19 protein-coding genes are annotated in these 23,048 nt (G+C 52.1%); 5 read left to right on the top strand and 14 right to left on the bottom strand.

The window, feature by feature from the left end; all coding sequences use genetic code 11:
• The first annotated feature begins 2 nt into the window (after nt 1-2).
• A complete protein-coding gene (locus ACFPMF_RS10105) occupies nt 3-1,001 on the top strand; it encodes a hypothetical protein (RefSeq protein ID WP_379843968.1) in 999 nt (332 codons plus the stop codon).
• A 90-nt stretch (nt 1,002-1,091) separates the two neighbouring features.
• On the top strand, nt 1,092-2,861 hold the full coding sequence (gene aspS, locus ACFPMF_RS10100) for an aspartate--tRNA ligase (RefSeq protein ID WP_379843966.1): 1,770 nt from the start codon (nt 1,092-1,094) through the stop codon (nt 2,859-2,861).
• A 72-nt stretch (nt 2,862-2,933) separates the two neighbouring features.
• Here aspS and ACFPMF_RS10095 read toward each other — a convergent pair whose 3' ends face one another.
• Nucleotides 2,934-3,425, bottom strand: coding sequence for a DinB family protein (locus tag ACFPMF_RS10095; protein ID WP_379844580.1), 492 nt, complete (start codon nt 3,423-3,425; stop codon nt 2,934-2,936).
• A gap of 218 nt (nt 3,426-3,643) precedes the next feature.
• Here ACFPMF_RS10095 and moeB point away from each other — a divergent pair, with 218 nt between their 5' ends.
• Entirely contained in the window at nt 3,644-4,789 is a 1,146-nt protein-coding gene (moeB, locus tag ACFPMF_RS10090) for a molybdopterin-synthase adenylyltransferase MoeB (RefSeq protein ID WP_379843963.1), read from the top strand.
• A 94-nt stretch (nt 4,790-4,883) separates the two neighbouring features.
• Here the strand turns inward: moeB and ACFPMF_RS10085 are convergent, their stop codons facing one another.
• The 11 genes from ACFPMF_RS10085 to sucD form a co-directional block, all read right to left on the bottom strand.
• Nucleotides 4,884-5,390: a dihydrofolate reductase family protein gene (locus ACFPMF_RS10085; RefSeq protein WP_379843960.1), complete on the bottom strand. Its 507-nt coding sequence runs from the start codon at nt 5,388-5,390 to the stop codon at nt 4,884-4,886.
• A gap of 179 nt (nt 5,391-5,569) precedes the next feature.
• Entirely contained in the window at nt 5,570-7,717 is a 2,148-nt protein-coding gene (locus ACFPMF_RS10080) for a glycoside hydrolase family 31 protein (RefSeq protein ID WP_379843958.1), read from the bottom strand.
• 311 nt (nt 7,718-8,028) lie between these two features.
• Nucleotides 8,029-8,595, bottom strand: coding sequence for a hypothetical protein (locus ACFPMF_RS10075; RefSeq protein WP_379843956.1), 567 nt, complete (start codon nt 8,593-8,595; stop codon nt 8,029-8,031).
• Nucleotides 8,596-8,900: 305 nt separating this feature from the next.
• Complete coding sequence (gene porN, locus ACFPMF_RS10070) at nt 8,901-9,962, bottom strand: type IX secretion system ring subunit PorN/GldN (protein ID WP_379843953.1); 1,062 nt, start codon at nt 9,960-9,962, stop codon at nt 8,901-8,903.
• Nucleotides 9,963-10,023: 61 nt separating this feature from the next.
• Nucleotides 10,024-11,619 carry a type IX secretion system motor protein PorM/GldM gene (gene porM / locus ACFPMF_RS10065; protein WP_379843951.1) on the bottom strand — a complete coding sequence of 532 codons (1,596 nt, stop codon included), beginning with the start codon at nt 11,617-11,619 and terminating at the stop codon, nt 10,024-10,026.
• Nucleotides 11,620-11,656: 37 nt separating this feature from the next.
• On the bottom strand, nt 11,657-12,481 hold the full coding sequence (gene porL / locus ACFPMF_RS10060) for a type IX secretion system motor protein PorL/GldL (RefSeq protein WP_379843948.1): 825 nt from the start codon (nt 12,479-12,481) through the stop codon (nt 11,657-11,659).
• An 86-nt stretch (nt 12,482-12,567) separates the two neighbouring features.
• Nucleotides 12,568-13,647 carry a T9SS ring complex lipoprotein PorK/GldK gene (gene porK / locus ACFPMF_RS10055; RefSeq protein ID WP_379843946.1) on the bottom strand — a complete coding sequence of 360 codons (1,080 nt, stop codon included), beginning with the start codon at nt 13,645-13,647 and terminating at the stop codon, nt 12,568-12,570.
• A 266-nt stretch (nt 13,648-13,913) separates the two neighbouring features.
• The gene (locus ACFPMF_RS10050; RefSeq protein WP_379843943.1) at nt 13,914-14,879 is read right to left on the bottom strand and encodes a PorP/SprF family type IX secretion system membrane protein; all 966 of its coding nucleotides are present in this window, start codon (nt 14,877-14,879) and stop codon (nt 13,914-13,916) included.
• A gap of 256 nt (nt 14,880-15,135) precedes the next feature.
• On the bottom strand, nt 15,136-15,921 hold the full coding sequence (locus tag ACFPMF_RS10045) for a uroporphyrinogen-III synthase (RefSeq protein ID WP_379843940.1): 786 nt from the start codon (nt 15,919-15,921) through the stop codon (nt 15,136-15,138).
• Nucleotides 15,922-15,960: 39 nt separating this feature from the next.
• Nucleotides 15,961-17,103, bottom strand: coding sequence for a DUF4271 domain-containing protein (locus ACFPMF_RS10040; RefSeq protein ID WP_379843938.1), 1,143 nt, complete (start codon nt 17,101-17,103; stop codon nt 15,961-15,963).
• A 100-nt stretch (nt 17,104-17,203) separates the two neighbouring features.
• The gene (sucD, locus tag ACFPMF_RS10035; RefSeq protein WP_379843935.1) at nt 17,204-18,082 is read right to left on the bottom strand and encodes a succinate--CoA ligase subunit alpha; all 879 of its coding nucleotides are present in this window, start codon (nt 18,080-18,082) and stop codon (nt 17,204-17,206) included.
• Between the two features lie 217 nt (nt 18,083-18,299).
• Between sucD and ACFPMF_RS10030 the strand changes: the two genes are divergently transcribed.
• Both ACFPMF_RS10030 and ACFPMF_RS10025 read left to right on the top strand, forming a co-directional pair.
• Complete coding sequence (locus ACFPMF_RS10030; protein WP_379843932.1) at nt 18,300-18,896, top strand: DUF6962 family protein; 597 nt, start codon at nt 18,300-18,302, stop codon at nt 18,894-18,896.
• Nucleotides 18,897-18,960: 64 nt separating this feature from the next.
• Complete coding sequence (locus tag ACFPMF_RS10025) at nt 18,961-20,802, top strand: DNA polymerase III subunit gamma/tau (RefSeq protein WP_379843929.1); 1,842 nt, start codon at nt 18,961-18,963, stop codon at nt 20,800-20,802.
• A gap of 106 nt (nt 20,803-20,908) precedes the next feature.
• On the opposite strand, the gene ACFPMF_RS10020 is transcribed toward ACFPMF_RS10025, so the two are convergent.
• Both ACFPMF_RS10020 and ACFPMF_RS10015 read right to left on the bottom strand, forming a co-directional pair.
• Nucleotides 20,909-21,898 carry a phosphotriesterase family protein gene (locus ACFPMF_RS10020; RefSeq protein WP_379843926.1) on the bottom strand — a complete coding sequence of 330 codons (990 nt, stop codon included), beginning with the start codon at nt 21,896-21,898 and terminating at the stop codon, nt 20,909-20,911.
• A gap of 12 nt (nt 21,899-21,910) precedes the next feature.
• Complete coding sequence (locus ACFPMF_RS10015; protein ID WP_379843923.1) at nt 21,911-23,020, bottom strand: tetratricopeptide repeat protein; 1,110 nt, start codon at nt 23,018-23,020, stop codon at nt 21,911-21,913.
• Nucleotides 23,021-23,048: the final 28 nt, after the last annotated feature.

Below are 23,048 nucleotides of genomic sequence, written 5' to 3'. Positions count from 1 at the left end.
CCATGCTGCGTTTTTTCCTAAAGATCCTGGTTCTGGTAATGGTGATGCTCGGCCTCAAAATCACGCTTTGGGCCCGTTTGCAGCGACAGAATCCGAAACGATTTGACGAAAGCGGGTATAAACTCGATTCGATGCTGAAACCGGTGCGCCATCGCATCAATACGGTTTTTGTCGGCTCCAGCCGGACGATGCACAGTATCAATCCGGCCGTTTTTGATTCCGTTACACAGTACCAGACCCGATCATTCAACCACGGCCTGAGCGCCCTGTTTGCCCCCAATACATTTGCGGAATGCGAAAAACTCCTGAAAATGGATGGATTAACGCTGAAGACGATCTTTCTGGAACTGTCGTTTCCGCCGGGTAAAGCCCATGAAGATCCCTTTAGCCGCACGAATCCGCTGCACGAAATCGGGTTTAAAACTGGCCATTTTGTGCGGGAAGAAGACTACAGTGCGGAACGGATACGGCGGGGCAACGACCTCTACGACTCTTTTTTAAATCAGTTTTTTACATTGCGCAGTTCGGTTTTCATGTCGGTCCTACCGCTCATTCGAACCGAGCAGGACAATTTCATCATGGACTCGACTGGCTACCGGTATTTCCGCCCGAACGCCTTTGGTGACCGAAAACCGGCAGGATTCACGGCAGCAACACCGCCGGATACGACAGCACTACCGGTTCGTTTGACGGAGCGGGACCGGTTTTACCTGAACCAACTCATGCAATTAATCCGGCAATGCGACGCCCGAAAGGTTTCGCTGTACGTGTATTTGCCCAATCGACCGATGGCTGAGGAAAAACAGATTCTCCCGAATGTGTATGCTGCCCTCCCCGACCGTTACCGAATCGCCGTGCCCTACCGTCGGGAATACACCGCTCCTTTTCCGGATGATTGCTCGGACGATCAGCAACACCTGAATCAGAAATCGGCCACGTTGTATTCCCTACAGTTTGCGCAGGCCTACCTGCAAAAACGCGCAACGGCGGATGCCCGCTAAAAATTACATCCAGCCGTGAGGGATTTTATATTCAGCTTGAAAGCCGGATTTACTTTGGCTACCTTTGCGGCTTATTGAACCGATAAACGCATGCTTCGAACCCATACTTGCGGAGAAATCCGCATCGAACACGTTAATACGAAAGTCATTCTTTGCGGGTGGGTGCAACGCATCCGCGACAAGGGCGGTCTGATCTGGATCGACCTGCGCGACCGGTACGGCCTGACCCAATTACTGCTCGAAGAAGGCCAAACCGATCCGGCGGTGATTGCCGCAGCCCGTTCACTGGGCCGCGAGTTCGTCGTAAAAGCCGTTGGCCAGGTCATTGAGCGCAAATCCAAGAACCCCAATTTGCCGACGGGGGATATTGAAGTACGGCTGGCAGAATTGGAGATTCTGAATCCGGCCAAATTGCCGCCGTTCCTGATCGAAGACGAAACCGACGGGGGCGATGACCTGCGGATGAAATACCGCTACCTCGATTTGCGCCGGAATCCGGTTCGGAGAAACCTCGAACTGCGCCATAAAATGGCGCAGCAGACGCGGATTTACATGGACGGCCAGGATTTTATCGAAGTGGAAACCCCGGTTTTGATCAAATCGACGCCGGAAGGAGCTAGGGATTTTGTGGTGCCGAGCCGCATGAATCCCGGCGAGTTTTACGCCCTGCCACAGTCGCCCCAGACGTTCAAGCAATTGCTGATGGTGTCGGGTTTTGACCGCTACTACCAGATTGTCAAGTGTTTTCGGGACGAAGACCTGCGCGCCGACCGCCAGCCGGAATTTACGCAGATCGACTGTGAGATGTCATTTATCACGCAGGAAGACATTCTGCAAATGTTTGAAGGGCTGGTTCGGCACCTGTTCAAAACCGTCAAAGGCATCGATCTGGCCGAAGTGCCCCGCATGGCTTACGCCGACGCGATGCGGCTGTACGGTTCCGACAAGCCCGATACCCGGTTTGGAATGCCATTTGTTGAACTGAAAGGAGCATTCGATACGGTGGACCTGACATCGGGTAAAAACTTCGTCGTCTTCGATTCGGCGGAACTGGTGGTTGGCATCAATGCCAAAGGTTGCGCCGATTATACCCGCAAGCAGATCGATGAACTGACCGACTACGTCAAACGCCCGCAGATTGGAGCCAAAGGGCTGATCTATGTGCGGTACAATACCGATGGCACGATCAAATCGTCGGTCGATAAATTTTATTCCGAAGAAGACCTGAAACACTGGGTGGTGCAATTCCAGGCCGAACCCGGTGATTTACTGCTTATTCTGGCGGGTGATACCGGCAAGGTCCGGAAGCAGCTCAACGAGCTGCGGCTGGAAATGGGCACCCGGCTGGGTCTGCGCGACCCGAACCAGTTCAGTGCCCTGTGGGTGCTGGACTTTCCGCTGCTCGAATGGGGCGAAGAAGAAAACCGCTGGTTTGCGATGCACCATCCGTTTACGTCGCCCAAACCGGAAGATATTCCGTTGCTCGAAACCGACCCCGGCACCGTGCGGGCCAATGCCTACGACATGGTGATCAACGGGACGGAAGTGGGCGGTGGTTCGATCCGGATTTTCCAGCGCGAATTACAGGCGAAGATGTTTGATTTTCTGGGCTTTACGCCCGAAGAAGCCAAGGCGCAGTTCGGTTTTCTGCTGGATGCTTTCGAATTCGGCGCTCCGCCCCACGGCGGTATCGCGTTTGGTTTCGACCGGCTTTGTTCGATTTTCGGCGGAGCCGATTCGATCCGCGACTTCATTGCGTTCCCGAAAAACAATTCGGGCCGCGACGTTATGATCGACTCACCGTCCACGATTGCCCCCGCCCAGCTGGACGAGTTGCAGATCGCCATCGCCAGAAAGTGATGAATGATGCGTTAAGAGTGATAAGTTAATGCGTCAGCCAACTCATCACTCTTAACGCATCACTCCTAACTCTTAAAACAGTTTCTCGTTCGGGGGTTTGATGCCTTTCATCCGGATGTAGATCGTGGTTTGGCCGCGATGGTGCGTCTGGTGTTCGAATGCTTTAGCCAGAATCGTTTCCCGGGATAATTCGCGTGGCCCCATTTTCACCATTTCACCCAGTTGCGCATCGCTCAGGCCTTTAACAGCCTCGATAACGAAGTCGTAGCTATCCATAACCGCTTTCGTCAGACCGGCTTTGGTCTTGAACTCCTCCATCGTTTCCATCTTTTTCCCTTGCATGGGGTTCGCTTTGCCGGTTGCTCCCGAGCCAAAATTGTAGTTGGCGTTGGCCAGATGCAGCATTTGCTCAGCAAAACTACGGATATCGGGGGTCGGTTTGAAGCCTACGCCGTTTTCCGGCATGGCATCCAGGTATTCCTTGGTGTACTCTTTGGCGCGCTGCCACTCCGTCGTCAGTTGACTAACGGTGGCTAGCCTGGTGGTGAAACTGCTGAATGTCATCCAGAGTATCAACGTCAAGGCGGTTAATCCAAGATTTTTTTTCATGGCGAAAGGCTAATGATTTGAGTACCAAAGTTAGAACGGGTGAGCAGGTTTGCAAACCTTCCCATCAGATTTATACTCAAAGCTGAACGTAAAATAAAATTCAGGGGCGTGATGTAATTTGAATTGCTTTTTCGTTTAAAATGTAGGGTGGTAATCCCAACAACAAATCGACTATGCTCCGACCAGCCGAATACGCCCGTTATGAAAAACACCTCAATCTCCCCGAAATTGGGGTAGATGGCCAGCTAAAACTGAAACAGGCTCGTGTCCTGGTTGTGGGCGCTGGCGGACTGGGCTGTCCGGTTTTACTGTATTTAACCGCTGCCGGCGTCGGCACCATCGGTATTATTGACCCGGATACCGTGGCCGTCAGTAACCTGCAACGGCAGGTTCTTTACACCACCGAACAGGTGGGTAAGCCTAAGGCAACGATTGCGGTAAATTCACTCAAAAAAATTAATCCGGAAATCAGCTTCAACGCCTACGCGTATGCCCTGGATCGTTCGAACGCCCGCACCCTCATCGACGAATACGATCTGGTGATCGATTGTACCGATAATTTCACGGTCCGGTACCTCGTCAACGACGTTTGCGTGATGCAGGAAAAACCGTTCATTTACGGGGCGATTCACCGGTTTGAAGGACAAGTGGCGGTTTTGAACGCCCGGCTGACGGCTTCAGAGCTACAACCCGAAGAGATCCGGCGCGGCCCGACTTACCGCTGTCTGTTCCCCGAATTTCCGAACCAGATGGAGATTCCGAACTGCGCCGAAACCGGCGTTCTCGGCGTACTGCCGGGCGTGATTGGTACCTACCAGGCCAACGAAGCCATCAAACTCATTACCGGCGTCGGCCACCTGCTGAACGAAGAACTCCTGATGGTAGATTTGCTCAGTATGTCGTTCCAGAAAATCCGGGTGCGCCGGCGGCTCGATGCTGAAACGGCCGCCCAGAATGGCTGGGAAGAAGGCCAGCGAATACCCCAAAAAACCGAAATTCGCCAGAGCATTACGGCCATCGAACTGGCCGAACGGCTGGCGCAGGACGAAGATATTTTCCTGCTCGACGTGCGCGAACGTCCCGAATACAACATCTGCCACCTCGACAATGCGGTTTTGATTCCGGTTAACATTATCGCCAACAATGTCAAGCGCATCCCAACCGACCGGCCCGTCGTGGTCTACTGCCACCACGGAATCCGCAGCCAATACGTGGTCGATTACCTCCAGAAAGAATTTGGTCTCACCAACATCATGAACCTGCAGGGCGGGATTAACAGTTGGGCGCGCGATGTGGAGCCCGAAATGGAGGTATATTAATCCTGTCTAGAATTCAATACCGTCAAACCGTGACCTGTCTGCACAGGTCACGGTTTTTTCATACTCATCCGCTTTTGAATGGTGTTGTAAACCGTCAGGATTGCTTCGGTTGATAATGGAGGACAACGATTCCACAGTCAAACGAAGTTGCCTTCACCAGCGTCAGATTCTGATACGAGTCCCGGTCCTTAAAAATCGGCATGCCGCTACCAATGGAGACCGGATTAATGAACAAATGAAAATCGTCGATCAGGTTCTGTCGGATAAGCGATGATACAAACGTTGCCCCACCGTACGCAATGATATCCCGACCTTCCTGGGCTTTCAGCGCCGTAATTTCGTCCATCAGATCACCGGTAGCGACCACCGTATTGTCCCATTCCGACTGCTGAAGCGTTTTGGAAAAAACCACTTTAGGCGTTTCCGTAAATTTTTTACCCGCTTCTACCTGTGGATCCTCCGGATTGACCGCCACCGAAGCCCAATAGGGAATAAACCCTTCGGCCAGCTTCCGCCCCAGCACGATGGTATCAATCGGCTCAGTCAATTCGGACACGTAGTTTTTCAAGGCATCGTCCCACTGGAACATTACCCAATCCATTTCGCCGTTGGGTCCCGCGATAAACCATCGACTGTCATTTGGACCTGAAGTTTCAGTTTTCTCATTGTTTCGTTGTTTTCCCAAAGATACAGGTGACGGTTTTCAGGAATGGGTGGTTATTACGCCGTTCATCGGGGGCCATTGCGACAATTTACCGCCAACCCGTAGGGGGAGCGCGTTTACTTCGTCATAAACCGCCACGTCACCTTCCCGACGGTATCGGGTTTGCCCTTCTCGGCCGCCGACATCCGGCCTTTCCACGTCCCATTCTTCTGCCGCTCGACCTGAATCAGCCGCCAGCTAAACTGACCTTTTTCGTAGTTATAGGTTTCGCCATCGTCGTCATACAGGCGGTATTCCGACGGTTTTTCGCCGTAATGCCGGATTTCCAGGTCCACTTTCTCCCCGGCTATCGGCGCATGGAGCCTCGGCGGCATCATCGGGATAATTCCGCCGTCTTTGACAAAAACCGGAATCTGGTCCAATCCCGGCGTAACGGTAATCACCTCTCCCTCGCCCACCAGCTGGCCCGTGTAAAAGTCGTACCATTTCCCTTTCGGCAAAATCACTTTCCGCGACGTTTGCCCCGTAAACATCGGTGCGACCAGCAGGTAGTCACCCGCCATGTACTGATCCTTAATTTCTTTGGTAACGGCCTGCTGATACGGGTTTTCACCCAGATCTGCCACGGTGGTCTGCTTTTCGACCTTCTCCACAAAACCGGCTTCCAGATTCAGCGCCCGGAACGGTGGCGTCCCTTCAAAATGGTATTTGGCAAATTCCGTATACCAGTACGGCATCATCTGCATCCGGAGTTGCGCTACGGCTTTGACCTGCTCGGCCACATCCGGGAACGACCATGGTTTGGTGCCATCGGCCCAGGCGTTAATCATCGCCATCGGTGAAAAACAAACCGACTGAAACCGGCGCAACCATTCTTCGCCCGTCTTGGACGCCCGCACTTCCGGCGTCCACAATACCCCGGCAAAACCACTGTTGATCACCCCCGTAATAAAGTCCTGGTGGCTGTAATTGTCGTTGTAAATCACGTACGGAAACGACGAGCCGCCCGCGTTCGACGCCCTCACCAACCCGTAGGTCCGCGTATTACGTTTACGGTACAAGTCCGTGCTTTGCTTCTGCACCAGCAAACCGTACGTCTGCCGCATCTGCTCGGCACTCGTTCCCGACGGAAATGTGGCAACATCCGGCCACAACCACGAATCGTTGCCGTCTACCTCGTCGATTTTATACCCGCTGACGCCAATACCGACATGATCGTTGTCGAACTGCCGCCAGTATATCGCCTGCGCCTGCGGTATGGTTAAATCCGGAACCGCCCCTACCCAGACGGTATGCGAACCGCTGAACGGTTTAATCTGCGGAAAAATCGACGCATCGGGCGAAACGTAGGGGTTCGTCCAGAGATTGATTCGTACGTTCTTGTTGAGCATATCTTTCACAAAACCGGCCGGATCGGGAAAACGGGTTTTGTCCCACTCAAACGTGCAGGGGTACGATTTACTCTGCCAGCCCGGTTCCAGTCCGATGAAATCCAGCGGATACTTTCGGGCTTCAAATTCGGCGGCTTCTTTCCGCACACTGTCGGCGGTGTAGAGCCGGTGGACGCGCTGCGTAAAACCGAGTCCCCAGCGGGGCGGCAAACACCCGCCACCGTTGAACAGGTTAAACCGCCGAACGGCTTCCATCGGTTTGGGACCGCCAAAGACGTAAATATCAACACCAGCGGCCGGAACCAGCACCTCCACCGCATCGGAATACGGATTCGCCGACCAGCTTTTATCGGTATTCCGGTCCTGCGCCTTTGGGGCATTTTTACTCTCCAGCCGGGCCGCCGATCCGGCATACACCGTCAGATAGCGGGCCGAATTGATGAAAATACCGTATCCGTTGGACGAAACATAAAACGGAGTCGGTGCGTGGGTTCGGCCATTATCGCGGTTGCCGTAATGATCCATGTGCAGGTTCAGAATCCGGCCGCGCTGGTGAACCGTCTGAAAATTCAGGCCGAAACCGTACAACTGCTCCCCGCGTTCGAGCGGAAAGCGCAGGTAGGTTTTCCCGTCTACCACTTTCACCGAAATATCTTCTTTCGGCAGCGGGAAGTCGGTTTTGGGCAGGGTAGCCAGCGCAACGGTATTGGATTGCACACCCGCTGCCGTCAGCAGATTATACGCTTCAGGCTGGCCGACCGACAGCTTCCAGACGCTGGGTGCGGTTTCGGTCCAGCCGGTTTGGGCGAAGGCCGACAGGCTCCCGATCCATAAAAAGAAAACGGTTTGGGCTAGTTTTTGAGCAGTAATCATAGACGAGAAGCGTATTGACCGACAACGTACCTGATCTGAAAAATGGGCTTTCTGTTAATTCTACTCAAAGCGGGACCAAATCAGGGCGATCTGAAACCAAAACATGAGTCATCCCGCAGTTTGTAGGATGACTTGATAGAAGTTGAATACCGCAGCTAACGCAGCGCGAAGTCGATAAAGCGGTGTCAGGGCAGACTGGCACCGCTTTCCGGTTCGATGACACCACCTTCGCAATAAGGCTAACCGCTCATCGCTTTTGTCTACCGCCAGCAACTCCAGCAGAAATGCATACACCAAGGCAACCATCATCATCAACTTGCGTCGGTTGAGCCAGAACCACAGTCGGGGCCACTGAATCGCCAACCCCAGCCCGCGTTTCCCAGCATAGCCCAAACACAGGCCACAGCGACCGAACGCCTTAACAGCCTCCTGCAGTAGGCCGGTCTGGAGCAGTAAGCGGTCCTGAGCGTGTTCCCCCGCGGGGTGTACCACCGGAAGAAGGCAATGCAGGGATGAGTCTTCAAACCAGCCAGTAATAGACCCATCCACTCAAAGCCGGGTACAGGTACGGGGCGTCCGCCGGGCGGATTAAGGAAACCGGGTTTGCTGCCTTTGAGCCGTTTGGCTTTGCTGCTCCGAACCGCATATACGCCTTCCGAGCGGATACTCTCGGATTTTTCGATCACACTTTCGTCCCAGATCAAGACCCCGACCTGAGGCTGATCCTGTAGCTGCTGGGCCACGTTCTGGGCTTTCTCCAGAAGAAACGCTTCAATCAGTGTGTGACTCCAAGCTTTACTGCGAAGCAGGTTGCTGATGCGTTTGGTTGCGGCCGGAGCGTGTTGCTCACCGAGGAGTTTACCGCCCAACTCGCTCAACAGTAACCCCAGACTGTTATCTCGGAAGCGAATAAGGCCCCTACCAAAGCCTCAAAGGTGCTTGTCGATCAACGAGTCGATCCAGCCGCTCGGCCAGGGGTTGGATAAAAGTCTGTAGCCGGTTTTGGAAATAACGGGCCTCTTGCTTGACATCGTCGGTACAGATACCGACTTTTATAAAGTCTTTGGACATAAGAAAACCTTCCGCTTAGTTGTTCGCACCACTAAATTCGGAAGGTTTTCGCTTTTAAAACAGAGTTATCAAACTTCGGGATGACTCAGGTTTTGCCTGGCAAAACTTCAACTTAGTATTCCCACAACCCGTGCTCCTCTTCCATGAGTTTTTGCTCGATCTGGTACGACTTCAACAAGCCTTCCCGTTCGCTGCCATACTGCCCGATCAGGTCCCGATCTTTCGGATTTGATACTTTGTAGATGCGTCCCCAGAACAGCCGAAGATCGAAAGCATCGGCCAGATTCAGGTGTTTCGCCTGGTTTTGCGAGTTATACCAGATGAATTTCTTCGGGTCGCTCCGGAACAGTTTATCCAGGTCTTTGTACTTGAAGTACGCGACGGGTTGCTCCAGCCCAGAAGGGTTTTTATCCGCCGGAATCACGATTCCAACCGTCTGAATATCGTAATACAAACGGGAGCGCTTCCGGTCGAACACCCAGTCTTCCTTGATTTCCAGCACGCTGTATTCATCGGCCAGCCGCTCATTGCCCGTGAACGGCGACGGCGCAGCTTTCGCCATGGCGGAGGAATCTACTTTGGGAGGCTCAGGCACTACCGGAGCCGGTTTCGCCCCTTTTTTGCCTTTCGTATTTTTAGCCGTTGCTTTTTTCTTCGGAGCGGGTGTTCCCCAGCCATCATCGACCGGTTTGGCCGTGGCAGCTTTAGAAGGCGTTCCCCAGCCATCATCGACCGGCTTGGCAGCCGCTTTTTTATCTTTCGGCGCATCGCCCCAGCCATCGTTGGCTTTCTGGGCTTCATCCCCAAAACCGGCTGCTTTTTCTTCCGCCGTTAAGACATCGGCCTGTGCTGGCACCGCCAATTTCTCGGCAAACTTTCCAATTTCCATCGGCGTACTTACCGAATCGTTAGGATAAGCGACCAGAACACCGGCTTTTACCGCATCAATCAGGTATTTGGTGATCTGATTGTTTTTGGAAAACATCGCCTGATTCTGCTTTTCGTTCAGGTCGACCCGACGCCACAATGTTTTCTTCATCATGATGTCATTATCATCGATCTCCCGAACTGACAACGGGTTGGTTTTCGGATTTTCCTTTTCCTGCGCCTGTGCCACCCCGCCTGCCAAAACCGCCAGTACAGCAGCTACGACTATACTTCCCGCCTGTTTCATGACCTTGTGCTTTTGCGTTTCTTTCTTCACAATAACGAATGCAACGACAGCCTCGTACTATTTAGTTCAGAAATATTTGATAAACCTTCTGTGTTACTGGGACTTCGCTAATCTCTCCCCGGAAGTTACGCCGTTCTACGCCCTCCACTTCGATCACATACCGCATACCGGGTTGTGCTTCCGAAGCTAAGGAACCAACCGAACCGCCATTGGGACCCAATGAAACCGGAGGGCCAATTGGACGGGCCCCTTGCGCCAGACGAACCGTAAATCCTTTCACCCGGAAATTAGCATCGTCGGGCATGAAGTTTTTGAAGCTTTCGTCGGGAATGGCACGTACCTGAATGGTTCGGACACTCGACACCGGCATACCGCGCCGTTCGTCGATCTCTGCACCACCCGCGTATACACGCAGGGTTGGGCGGGGCACCCGGTTTACCTTGAACTCATTCGTTCCCAGCAAACTGCCGGCATTGTTAACGTTCAGACTTACCTGCGCCGAGGTCGGGATGACCGTAATTTTACCCCGCTCTCCGCTGGTTAGCACCGTAGCACCGCTGGCGCTAAACGTCGGGTTCCACAAGGCACCAAGTTGCGGGCTCTGGATGCTCAGCTTGTTGGCACATCCCAGGTAGAGGGGTGGCATCGAAGCCGTTTCGATTTCGTACGATGGTTTCGCGACAAAGTACTCCTGATTGAAGTTAACGGTTTTCATTCCATCCGGTGCCTGGTAACTGATAGAACCGGTCAAGGCCCGCTTCGCCAGACCGTTTTTGTCATAGGTTCCACCCTGCGCCGTAAACTCGATTTTACCGACGCCATTTTCAACGCGAACCGCTCCGCCGTTCAGGCTCATCCGGGGGGTAACCCCGCTGGATGAAGCCGCCAGAAACATTTCCCCTTTGAACTTGGTCCCGGCCACGACTACTTTCGACTCCATGCTGACCATCGCCAGAATTTTGTCAAACTTGATGTCCTGCGCCCCCACTTTGCTGGCCAGGTAATCCAGAACTTCCCCTTCCATCCGCCGAATGTCCGACTGGCGCTGGCTCAACACGGCCAGAGCCGCCGGAACCGGGGTTTGTTCAAAGTTCAGTTCGGCAAAATCCTTGTTGCGCTGCTCCTTCGACCGGCTGGCAATCGGATCATCTTTCGCATCAACGGCCAGGGGAATAAACTTCGCGTTCGGGTTGTACTTCTGTAATTGCTGAACGTATTGATTCAATTTCGTCTGCAATTCATACGCTTTCCCGTTCTTGTTGTTGCCCACCATGATGGCCCCCACCTTGGTTTCTTCGTTCGGCGTTTTGATATTACCCTGCTCGTCGAGGCCACCGCCGGCTTCGTTGACAATCTGCTCTTTAAGAGCATCCAGCTGCGTAACAATGCCAGCCGTCAGGTCGCGGACCTCCTGCGCTTGTTTGACCACTTCCAGGTCAGCCGCCCGGTTTCCCGATTTTTCTACCGTGGATTTAATATTATCGAGCGTAGACTGGTTAATGCGATTGGCCGAACCGGTGGATGTTTCAAGACTATTATTCAACAGAATAAATTTTTCCAGTAACGCCGAGCTGACCTGTAAGGCCAGCATGGCGGTTAATACCAGATACATCATCCCGATCATTTTCTGCCGGGGTGTTTCTTTTCCTCCTGCCATTTTATATGGTAGTGTAAGCTGTAATTAGAGTTGAAGATTATTTCGCGCCATTCCCACTGCCCCGCATTGCCGTCAGCATACTGCCGTAAACGTTGTTCAGTGACGACAGGTTATTGGTCAGTTTGGACAATTCATTCTTGAATTGCTGCGTATCCCGGCTGGCTTCCGACATATTTTCCATGGCACTCGTCAGGTTACCATAGAAAGCATTCATCGCTTTCAGGTGTTTGTTGGTATCCTGCAATTCGAGCTCATAAACCGCATTCAGGGCGCCCATACTCTGGGTGATTTTCTGGAATTGAGCCCGGTATTCTTTCGCATCCTGGGTCGCGTCGGCCATGGCGTTCATCGAGGTAACGGCCACCCCATACGACTTATTCATCTCATTGATGGAGTTGGACGCCTGACGAACGTGCTGGGCGTATTCGTTCGTGGCTACTGTAGCCTCCGAAACATCGCGCAGTTTTCCGACCGTGTCCGTAAAACTGCGAAGCCCCGTTCCCAGCTTTTCGAAGATATCCGGCGTCACTTTCGCATCCGCCAGCATTTTGTCCATGTTGGCCGTCAGACCATTGCTTTGCAAAGCCGGACCCCGTTTCGGCAATTCACCTTTGTAATCGTCGGCCAGTTCTGGATAAACCCGCGTCCAGTCTGGTTCGGTCTGGGTGGGCTGAAAGAAGGTTTGTAATGCAAAAAGGGCAAAAATGGCGGCTTCGACGGACAAACCGATCGTTAGCATCGGGCCACCCCAATCATAATGTTGAATTTTACCTAACGCTCCAAGAACAACTACAGCCGCTCCGGCACTATATATGGTCGGAAGAATTTTGTCGAAAAAAACGTTTGAACTGTTACTGGCCATGATATAAAAGAAGAGATAAAATAAGCGTTAAATTATGTTTAGTATGAAAAAGCAGGAGCGATAATGGATTCAGCCATTCGACCGGATTAACGACGGGCACCCCGTGATGCGGTTCTACCCTGCAGGTTATCCATCACGCAACGGAAGCCGATGTACGAACGTTTGTTGTATTCCAGTTCGTAATACCGGGTTCCCGTTTCCAGGTAGTAGGCAATGTCTTTCCAGGAACCGCCCCGAACCACCTTACGGGGTTCGTCGGCATTCTGGTTATCCGGGTTCATATCCCAAACGATAGCCGTCGAGTTTTCGGCATAGGCATCGCGGGTCCACTCGGCTACGTTACCGGCCATGTTATACAGACCGTAATCGTTGGGGTTATAGGCATTGGCGGGAGCCGTATACGGATAGCCGTCGGCATCGAAGTTCCCGCGTTGCGGTTTGAAGTTGGCGAGGTAGCATCCTTTGCCGTTGGCTACATACGGACCACCCCAGGGGTATTTGGCCGAACTATGTCCACCGCGAGCGGCCCACTCCCATTCGGCTTCGGACGGCAGCCGGTAACGGGGTGACACAAACTGACCTTCTTTCGTGCGGTAATCGTTGTAGAGATTCGTCCGCCAGTTGCAGAAATACTGAGCGGCCTGCCAGCTCACTCCCACCACCGGATACGTATCGAAAGCCGGGTGCGAGAAGTAATACTCCAGCATCGGGTCGCCGTTATGGTACGTAAAGTCATTTTTCCAGACGGTCGTATCCGGGTAATACTTGCTCATGATTTCTTCCTCACCCAGGACCGAAACCGAGTCGGTCAGCAGGGCGTTCACAAACTGCCGGTATTCGTGGTTTGTGATTTCGGTATCGTCCATATAGAATGAACTGATCGTAACCCGACGGTTCATATTGGCCTGGCTTGCGGCCAGATCTTCGTCGGCCTGGCCCATCATAAAGGAACCGGATGGGACCAGTACCATACCGTATGGTGTGGTTTGCTTCCAGCCTTTCCGGCCATTGGCGGTAATTTCACCATTGGTTACCCCAATGTCATCACCCTTTCCTTTCCCCCCACCAAATTTTGATTTGATAAACCCGCAACCCTGCATCAGCAGAATCGTTGCCACCACCATCACCCCTCGGGCTGCGTTGCCGGTAAACCACTTAATACTCATAGTTGTATGATACGTTAAAATCTGTTTCGCGTGCAAACCAGTCTTAGAACGAAAATAAAGCAATTTATTGTATACGTCCATTTGAATTGAGTAAATGCATTTATTATTCAAAAAAAGTGCAAACGAACCTGCGATCTTTCCTATCACCACTTTTGCTACGTATTTCAAAATTATTGGTTTGGCACCAAACAGCCTAACAATAATTACGCCAATGTTGGCGGCAGCAACGGAAGGAGCAAACGATGGCAGTTTTCGTAGTGTTTTTTTCAATAGCGGAAACGGGGAGTTCGAATAATCGGTTTACGACCTGAACGGGGTTCGGGGAGCGAATACGATAATAAAATTTCGTGGGAAGTCGGGCTTTTAGCGTTCCGGTTGCCCACGATAAAATCGAACGAATAGCCAAATCGCAGGGCATTATTGCGCAATAAACTGACGCCGGCGCTGGCCGAAACAGCATCACCCTGCCGGTAGCCCAGTCCGAACCAGTGCCGCTTGTCATACATGGCCATTAGGTTCACTTCCAGCGACGAATACGTTCCGTTCGTGTTGAATTTATAAATGGCGGAAGGCATGATATCGATCAGATAGTTCCATTCATACCGATAACCGGCCGTGATGTACGAGGTTCGATAAAGTGCGTTTAAATTCTGATCGGTCCCCAGATTAAAATCCGGCTGCGTCAGGTGTTTCATGCTCGCGCCCACGTAATAAGTATCCGTATTGTAATAGATCCCTGCCCCAAAATCCGGTTGCATCTGACTGACTTTTCCGCTCTGAATCAGCGGATCGGGTTCATTGGGCCGAAACCAGTCGTAATTAATGGTATAATTATGCAAACCGCCTTCAACGCCCAGGGATAAGGTTCCTTTTTTCAAGGGCAACCGAAAGGCATAAGCGGCCTGAACCCGCTGAAAACTCTGCGGTCCTACCGTCTCGTTCAACGCGTATAAACCGACTCCGCCCCGAATACTGGCCAGGGGCATATTGAACGAAAACAACTGCGTGTTAAACGACCCGCCATCGTCAAAATTGCTCTGATAACCCAAATACTGCGTCCGGTGGACCAACTGAAACCGGGCGACTTTCTCCGACCCAACTGCCGCCGGATTATAGTAAACCGGATTGAACATGTAGGAGCTGAATTGCGGATCCTGGTTTTGCGCCCTGACCACCGATGTAGTTAACCCCCAGACTATTCCAAACAGGACAACGTAGAACGTATTATTCATAAAATCTCAGAGCAATCAACGTTAATACCAGATGGCCCGTCGAACAGTAAACTAAAACGCCTGTAACCTGTTCGACTGAAAACGATGCTTAGGCGGCATGTTACCTATTAAACGGAGATTTTCCAAAAATATTGGTATAAAAAAGGACACAGTTTTAAACCACAAATGCGCGGGTTGAATGAGTTGTCTGATCAGAAAGTAATCAGTGTTTTTTTCATTCAATCCGCGCATCCACTGGGTTGGGTCACGCCCTGATCTAGTTGTTGTTGGCCTTTTTCATATACAGTTCCAGGGCCCCCGCCATCGAGGGCGCATTCGGCAGGGGAGCTTCAATATCCAGAATAAATCCGGCATCGGTGACGGCCCGCGCCGTGGTCGGCCCGAAAGCAGCCATCCGAATCCCGTTTTGCTTGAAATCCGGAAAGTTATGCAATAGCGCATTGACGCCCGAAGGGCTGAAGAAAGCAATGATATCGAACGAATGGATGTCCAGATCCGTCAGGTCGGCCGGTACGGTTTCGTACATGATGGCCTCGGTCAGGTGCAGACCGCTGGTATCCATAAAATCCGGAATGTCATTACCCCGAATGTTGGAGCAGGGGAACAGAAACTTCTCGTTTTTGTGCTTCCGGATCAGATCGAACAGGTCGGCTGCGGTTTTGGTCCCCGTAAAGATTTTCCGCTTCCGGATGACAATATACTTTTGCAAGTAATTGGCGGTCTGTTCCGTGACGCAGAAATACTTCATATCGGCCGGCATTTCCAGCCGGGCCTCCTGACAAATCCGAAAGAAGTGATCAACGGCATTACGGCTGGTAAAAATAATGGCCGTATGGTCGAGGATATTGATTTTCTGCTTCCGAAAGTCTTTGAATGAAACGCCCTCAATCTGAATAAAAGGGCGAAATTCAATTTGCAGATTGTATTTACCCGCAATCGCAAAATAAGGAGAATTGTTGTCGGCAGGTCGGGCTTGAGTTACTAAGATGCTGGCAACTTTTGTCAACCTTTCCTGGTCATACTTCGCAGAAATCTCACTCATCGAATACCTCGCGTTTTGTGTTTAAAGCTGGTTTTTCGGCTACAGTGCAAACCGCACGCCAATGGTTAGTGGAATCAGTTCAACAATGCAAAGGTACGAAAATAAATACAGATTTTTGATAACGGCTTTGTTGGCAATCACAACATATAACAGCGCCAGCCGGATTACGTAGAACCCAACAAAGGGCACAATCAGCCACAAACTGGGCCAGGTTCCGGTGGCGGGTGTGTTGGCCGCCAGGGTTGCCACGCAAACCGCCCCCGCCGTAAAAAAGACCAATGACGACTGAATTGCCTTAAAGAAGTGCAAATTAACAATCTCTTCCAGCCGGTATAAACCGCCAATCGTCACGATAAAAAGATATTTAGCCAGCAGCAGCAAAAACGCCAGACCGCTCAGTTCAAAAAAGGTAACGGTCAGATCAAGCAGGCCCTGACCGCGTAGCAGCAACGCCCTCGACAGGAAAATATCAATATTTTTACTCTGAACGATTAAGTATAAATACGCCGTAATAAAACTCAGGTTGAGCAAAAAAAGCAGATTAGTGCGGCCCAGCGGACGGTTGACCAGAAACAATTCATCCCGAACGGTAATATCCAGCAAGTCGGCCAGGTTGAAAAACCGGAGATACGCCCGGTGGTGAACGTTAAACAGATAGGCGTTGATGGCGACAATAAACAGCAGGCAGAGCGTAAAAAATTCCGGGTAAACCGAGAGCCGACGGGGCAAAATGCTCAGGCGGGTTTCACTGACCACGATATTTTTCTGAGCGGCCGATTTCCGGTGCCCGATAAACACCATCTTATCCTCCACGCCCGGACTGCCGTACAACGTCAGAAATAATTCGGGTTTGCGATAGACGCGGTACAAGCTATCGAGGTTCAGCACCAGCCACTCATTGGCGGTCAGTTTGCGCTTCAGGGCCGCGTCGATGAATAAATACCCGTCCTGCTGGGTCGTAACCAGGAGATGATACCGCCGATTACTTTCGATATCCAGAAAAAAACTGACGGCATTGACCTGGGCGTGTTGTTCATCGATAAAGGGCACGTAGGATCTGTACGCCTGGTCATAAACCAGCCAGTCGTTACGAAAGTCATGAACCGGGAAAAACTGCTGATTCGGCCCTACGCCCTGCGCAAAACTCCCCAGCGTCCACAACACCAGGATGGACAAGATCAAACCGATACGCACCCTTCTTGGAAGTATAAGTTAAGAGTTGGCTCCGCCCAATAGCTAATAAACCGGCGGAGCCAACTCTTAACTCTTAACTCTTAACTATCTAATTCTTTCCCAACGCTTTCAGCATCGTTTCGCCGATGTGCGCGGGGGATTCAACCACGTGAATACCGCATTCGGCCATGATGCGCATCTTGGCGGCTGCCGTATCGTCAGCCCCCCCGATAATCGCTCCGGCGTGCCCCATCCGGCGTCCTTTGGGAGCGGTTTGCCCGGCGATGAAGCCGACCACCGGTTTTTTATTGCCGTCGGCTTTGATCCAGCGGGCGGCTTCGGCTTCCATGCCTCCCCCGATTTCGCCGATCATTACGATGCCTTCAGTCTCGGGATCGTTCATCAACAACTCCACGGCTTCTTTGGTGGTGGTGCCAATGATCGGGTCGCCACCGATCCCGATGGCCGTCGTCTGGCCCAGGCCCACTTTCGAGAGTTGATCGACCGCTTCGTAGGTCAGTGTACCGGATTTCGAAACGATCCCGATGGTGCCTTTTTTGAAGATAAAACCGGGCATAATTCCCACCTTGCATTCTTCCGCCGTCATGACACCGGGACAGTTGGGGCCAATCAGCCGCACATCCTTGTCGTGAAGGTAGGCTTTCGCCACCATCATATCCTTCGTCGGAATTCCTTCCGTGATGCAGATAATGACCTTGATACCGGAATCGGCTGCTTCCATGATCGCATCGGCCGCAAAAGCCGGTGGTACAAAGATAATCGATACATCCGCCCCAGCCTTCTCAACAGCCTCCTTCACGGTGTTGAAAACAGGTCGGTCGAGGTGGGTCTGACCGCCTTTGCCCGGTGTAACACCGCCGACGACGTTTGTCCCATACTCGATCATCTGTTGAGCATGAAATGACCCTTCAGAGCCCGTAAAGCCCTGTACGATAACTTTGGAATTCTTGTTAACTAATACGCTCATGATGAAAGGAAAGCTATGCTATGCGTGTGAAGGTATAAGCCCTTGGAACCGGCGCAAAAGTAGAGCGAAATGGCTAAAGAAAAAAGTTATGAATGAAGAGTATCAGAATTAAGCGTTTATGAGAGTGTCCGCTGGCGCTTCATTCATAACCTCCGGGCTGCCTGTCTTCCTTTATAACGCACTTTGGCTTTTTCTTCGAAAAATTGTTATTTCCAGCATGAACATTTCAAATATGGTTTCAGACGCCGTGCTGGCGTTCACCGGAGTTTGGGTTTTTTGGCGGTATTTTCAGGGGTTAAGCTGGTACACCCGGATTTTATGGGGGCTGTTTCTGATCACCATCTCCCTGACGGCCCTGGTGGGTATTTTTCTTTTTGCGGGCTTTCAACCGGTGATTCCGTTTCATCGTTCGCTGGAAATACTGGCGGGTAGCCTGGGGGTCGTTTGCGTCATCGTGGGCGTTTACGCAATTGTCCTGAAGCAGCAAATCAGCCGGAATGGATTCCTGCTAACCGTCCTTGTTGGTCTGGGCCTCTTTCTTCTTTTACTCCTGCATCCAACCATTGGCGCCTTCAGCCCCGTAGTTCCTTCGATGGGTATGGTTATCGTCCTGCTGATTGCGTTCCTGGGCGTCCTGCGTCGGGACCCGCGGGCTTCCTGGATTGTGCTGGCCGTCATGATCCTGGCCGTGGCCACGCGCGTTGCCGAGTTAAAAAATTTACCCATTCATCCCATCGATTTTTACCATTATACGCTTTCATTATCACTGCTTTGCTTCGGAAAAGCGGTGCAGGACCTGCGTCGGCAGACCTAGCGAAATTTAGTTAGGTGGCTTCCGATTGCACGGGCAAACCGTTTTTTTTGGCTAACTTGCCGTCATGGATAACTTCGTTGTCTCGGCCCGGAAATACCGTCCGGCAACCTTCGATACCGTCGTCGGGCAGGCACATATTACAACAACGCTTAAGAACGCGATTTTAACCAATCACCTGGCGCAGGCATTCCTGTTTTGCGGACCACGGGGGGTTGGAAAAACAACCTGTGCCCGGATTCTGGCCAAAACCATCAACTGCCAGAACCTCGGCAAGATTACATCCTCCGAAGCCGTTGAACCGTGTGATGAGTGCGAATCCTGCCTGAGTTTCAACCAGAATGCGTCGTTCAATATTCACGAACTGGATGCCGCGTCCAATAACTCCGTCGAGGACATCCGGAACCTGATCGACCAGGTTCGTTACCCGCCCCAGTCCGGTAAATACAAGATTTACATCATCGATGAGGTGCACATGCTGTCTCAGGCCGCTTTCAACGCGTTCCTGAAAACCCTGGAAGAGCCGCCCTCCTACGCCATTTTTATCCTGGCGACCACCGAAAAACATAAAATTCTGCCGACGATTCTGTCGCGCTGCCAGTTGTTTGATTTCAACCGGATTCAGCCCCGCGACATCAGCCATCACCTGGCCAGTATTGCCGAAAAAGAAGGCATTCAGACCGAATTTGAAGCCCTGGAATTGATTGCCCAGAAAGCCGACGGCGGGTTACGGGATGCACTATCGATGTTCGACCTGAACGTCACGTTCTCGGAAGACCGGGTCCTGCGCTACAAGGAAGTGCTGGAAAACCTCCACATCCTCGATTACGATTATTATTTCCGGTTAACCGATCTGCTACTGGCGGCCGATCTGTCACAAACCCTGCTGCTGTTTGACGAAATCCTCCGAAAAGGGTTTGATAGCCACCAGTTTATCGTCGGACTGAGCGAGCATTTCCGGAACCTGCTGGTCTGCAAGGATGCCGCCACCATCGAGTTACTTCAGGTTACCGAAACCATTCAGCAGAAATACCTGCAACAGGCCGCAGCGGCTCCCCTGAGTTTCCTGCTGTCGGCCCTGAGCGTTGGGGCGCAGTGCGATCTGAACTACAAAGCGGCCAAAAACCAGCGGTTACACGTGGAGATTTGCCTGATGAAGCTGGCCCATCTGCCCCATGTGCTCGACCTGTCGGCGCTGGTCAACGATTCGGATCGTACGAATGGGTCGCTTTCCGAGCGGGTCGAAAAAAAAAAGGACAGTTCAGCCGATCCTAACCCCGTAACCGCCAATACGGAAACCGTATCCCTTCCGTCGCACACCAGCGAACCGGCCAACGGGTACCATTCCCAGCCCAACGGCAACGGAATCAGTGCGGTGAAAGCCGCCCCGGATCGAGCGCCTGTCCTTGCCGAAATTCCGAAACCGGTCAGCACCAAATTACGTACGACGGCGAATCTGGTGCCCACCAATCGCCCGACCCCGGCGGCCACTCAGACGGCCGTAACGGCGTTGGTGGAAGTACCTGAAGTGCCCAAAGAGGATAAACCGTTCATTTTTGAGCAACTGAAAGCCGCCTGGAATACCTTTACCCGGCTGCGCGACCAGCAGGGTGGTTCACAAACCGAGCAGGTTATTCTTAACCGGGAGATTGCCCTCGACGGCACCACCATTCACATTGCGCTCGATAATTCCCTGCAGAACGATCTGTTAAATGATTTACGACAGGACTTGCTGACCTACCTCCGCCAAACGCTCCACAACAGCCAGATTCAACTGGAATCGACCATCGTTCAGCAGGAAATGCGCCGAATGATTTACACGCCCCAGGACAAATTCAATTACCTCGCCGAGAAGAATCCCGCCCTGCTGGAGTTGAAGCGAACGCTGGGCCTGGACGTGGATTATTGAGTTATGAGTGAAGCGTTATGAATGATAATGGGGAGATGCTGAACGGTTCGCTAACGCAAGCCAAAAATTCTTCACTCATAACTTTTCACTCCTAACTCTTGGCTCCTTATCCCTGAAAAAGCTTCATCGGATTTTCGACCAGAAGCTGCTTCCAGTCTTTTTTCGTGAACCCTTTCCGGGTTAGTTCGGGCATGAGCTTCGTAAACAAAACCGTATAATCCCGGCCAATCGGTCCACCGTCTGGCTCGGCCGGGTCAAACCAGCCCGCATCGTGGGAGAGCAGGGTTCGGTGTAACAACCGGTTTTCTTTCAGTAACAATAAGGTATCGACGTACTGACCGACATTACTGGCATCCAGGCCGTCCAGACTCACCCAGGCTCCTTCGCGGATAGCCCGGGCATAATGGACCATGTTTTGCCCCTGCGCGTGGACCCACACAAAAGCCGCCGGATCGACGCCTTCCTGCTTCAAAATTTCAATCTGCTCAAACGCCGGTACGTAAGGCCCCGTATGGGAATAAATCGGCAGGCCGGTGCGTTTGTGGGTGCGGGCGGCTGCCGTCACCAGTTTGCGGTGCAGTTCCGATAAAGATCCGGGATTAACGCTAATCTTCAGAAACGCGGGTCGGATGCCGGTTCCTTCAATGCCCTGCTCGAATTCGGCCACCCAGCGGTCGGCGAGCTGATCGGCGGTTTCGGTCCGGGCGTGAGCGGGCAGGTACTTGTCGTTGGAAGCGCCGTAATATCCGGTATTGGTTAAAATGCGGATACCGGATTGTTCAGCTAACGTTTTCAATAACTCAGGGTCCCGGCCAAGATAGGCGGGCGTGCATTCCACCAGCGTCCGAACCCCCAGCTGCCGCAACCGTTGTAAATACGGCAGCATTTTAGCCACTACTTCGGCCTGTTTCCAGCGGTCTTTACGGATCTTTTCGGCGCCGATAAAATCCACCAGCACATGTTCGTGAATGAGCGTCAACCCCATCGCCGACGCCGGAAAAGGGCCCGTCACGGAATGGAGGGGTGACTTTTTTTGCAAAACCGGTAGGAGCCCGACGGCCAGCGACGCTTTCAGGAAGTTCCGGCGTTTCATCATACCAAGTGATTATCAGGACTTCAGGTAACCTTTTGCCTCCCGAATGGTGGATTTGTATTCGGCCACATTCAACACTTTCCTGTACATGGATTTTGCCCGCTCCCGGTCGCCGGTCCGGGCCGATATCCGGGCCAGTCCGCTATAGGCATGGGCCGAAAACTCCTTGGTAAAGACCTCATCAACCGGTAATTTAATGGCCGCCTGATAATTTTCAGCGGCTTTTTTAAAGTCACCATTCAATTTTTCCTCCATAATCCCGTCCAGCGTTTTGATGGGCATCGCCAGAAACTTCTGCGGAAAACCCCGAAGCCGGTCAATGTATGGCTCGGCTTCCCGGTATCGTCCGGCCATTGTCAGGGCTTCGGCACAAACCAGGTTAAAAATTGGATTTCGGGGATACTTATCCGCCAGCGGTTTCATGAAATAAGCCGCCCGCGCGGGCTGGCTTTCGTGTTCCAGGTAGATGCGACCCAGGTAAATAGCGGTTTCCGTCCGCGTAAAAACGCCCCGCCGAACGGCGGTTTCCATCTGTTTCAGCCCGGAAACCATGTCACCATTCTGGAAGAAAATCAGCAACGGCTTTGACGCCGGATGATCCAGCGGATACCGCTCCCGGTAATAATTATAAAGCCCGGTCGAGAAATAAAACTCCGGATTTTTCTCCATCAGTTTAAATCCCTTTTTTAAGTAATTATAGGCTTTCTGAGCTTCACCGACCGCTTTCAGCGTCTCATTATCATAGTGATTTTTCATCGCCAGATACCCGTGCGATGCCAGTGAAAAAAAGACGCCTTCCGGATCATTTTCGTTACGGTCCAGCAACTTTTTCGACAACGCGATCCCCTGATTCAGGTAGCTTACATACTGGGCCGTGGCGGTTTTGTTCTCTTTCAGCGGAAGATATTGCCAGTACAACTGAATGGCTTTCATGACCGGAACGACCGGGTGTTGCGGGTATTTGGCCCGTACCTGCTGGATATATTCTTCGGCTTCGTCGAATTCGTAATTGTAAATCCGGTCCGTCGCCTTTAAAATAACCTGCTGGATACCAGCATCATCGAGTATCTGCGACCAGGAAGATAGGGGCAAAAAGAGGAGAAAAAGGAAAGCCAAATTTTTCATGAGATGGTGTGTCAAAGAGCTACGGCAA

Origin of the sequence: Larkinella bovis (genome assembly GCF_042655385.1) — a bacterium.
GTDB lineage: Bacteria > Bacteroidota > Bacteroidia > Cytophagales > Spirosomataceae > Larkinella > Larkinella bovis.
Note: the sequence above shows the minus strand (reverse complement) of the source record. Positions and strands in the feature narration are given on the sequence as shown.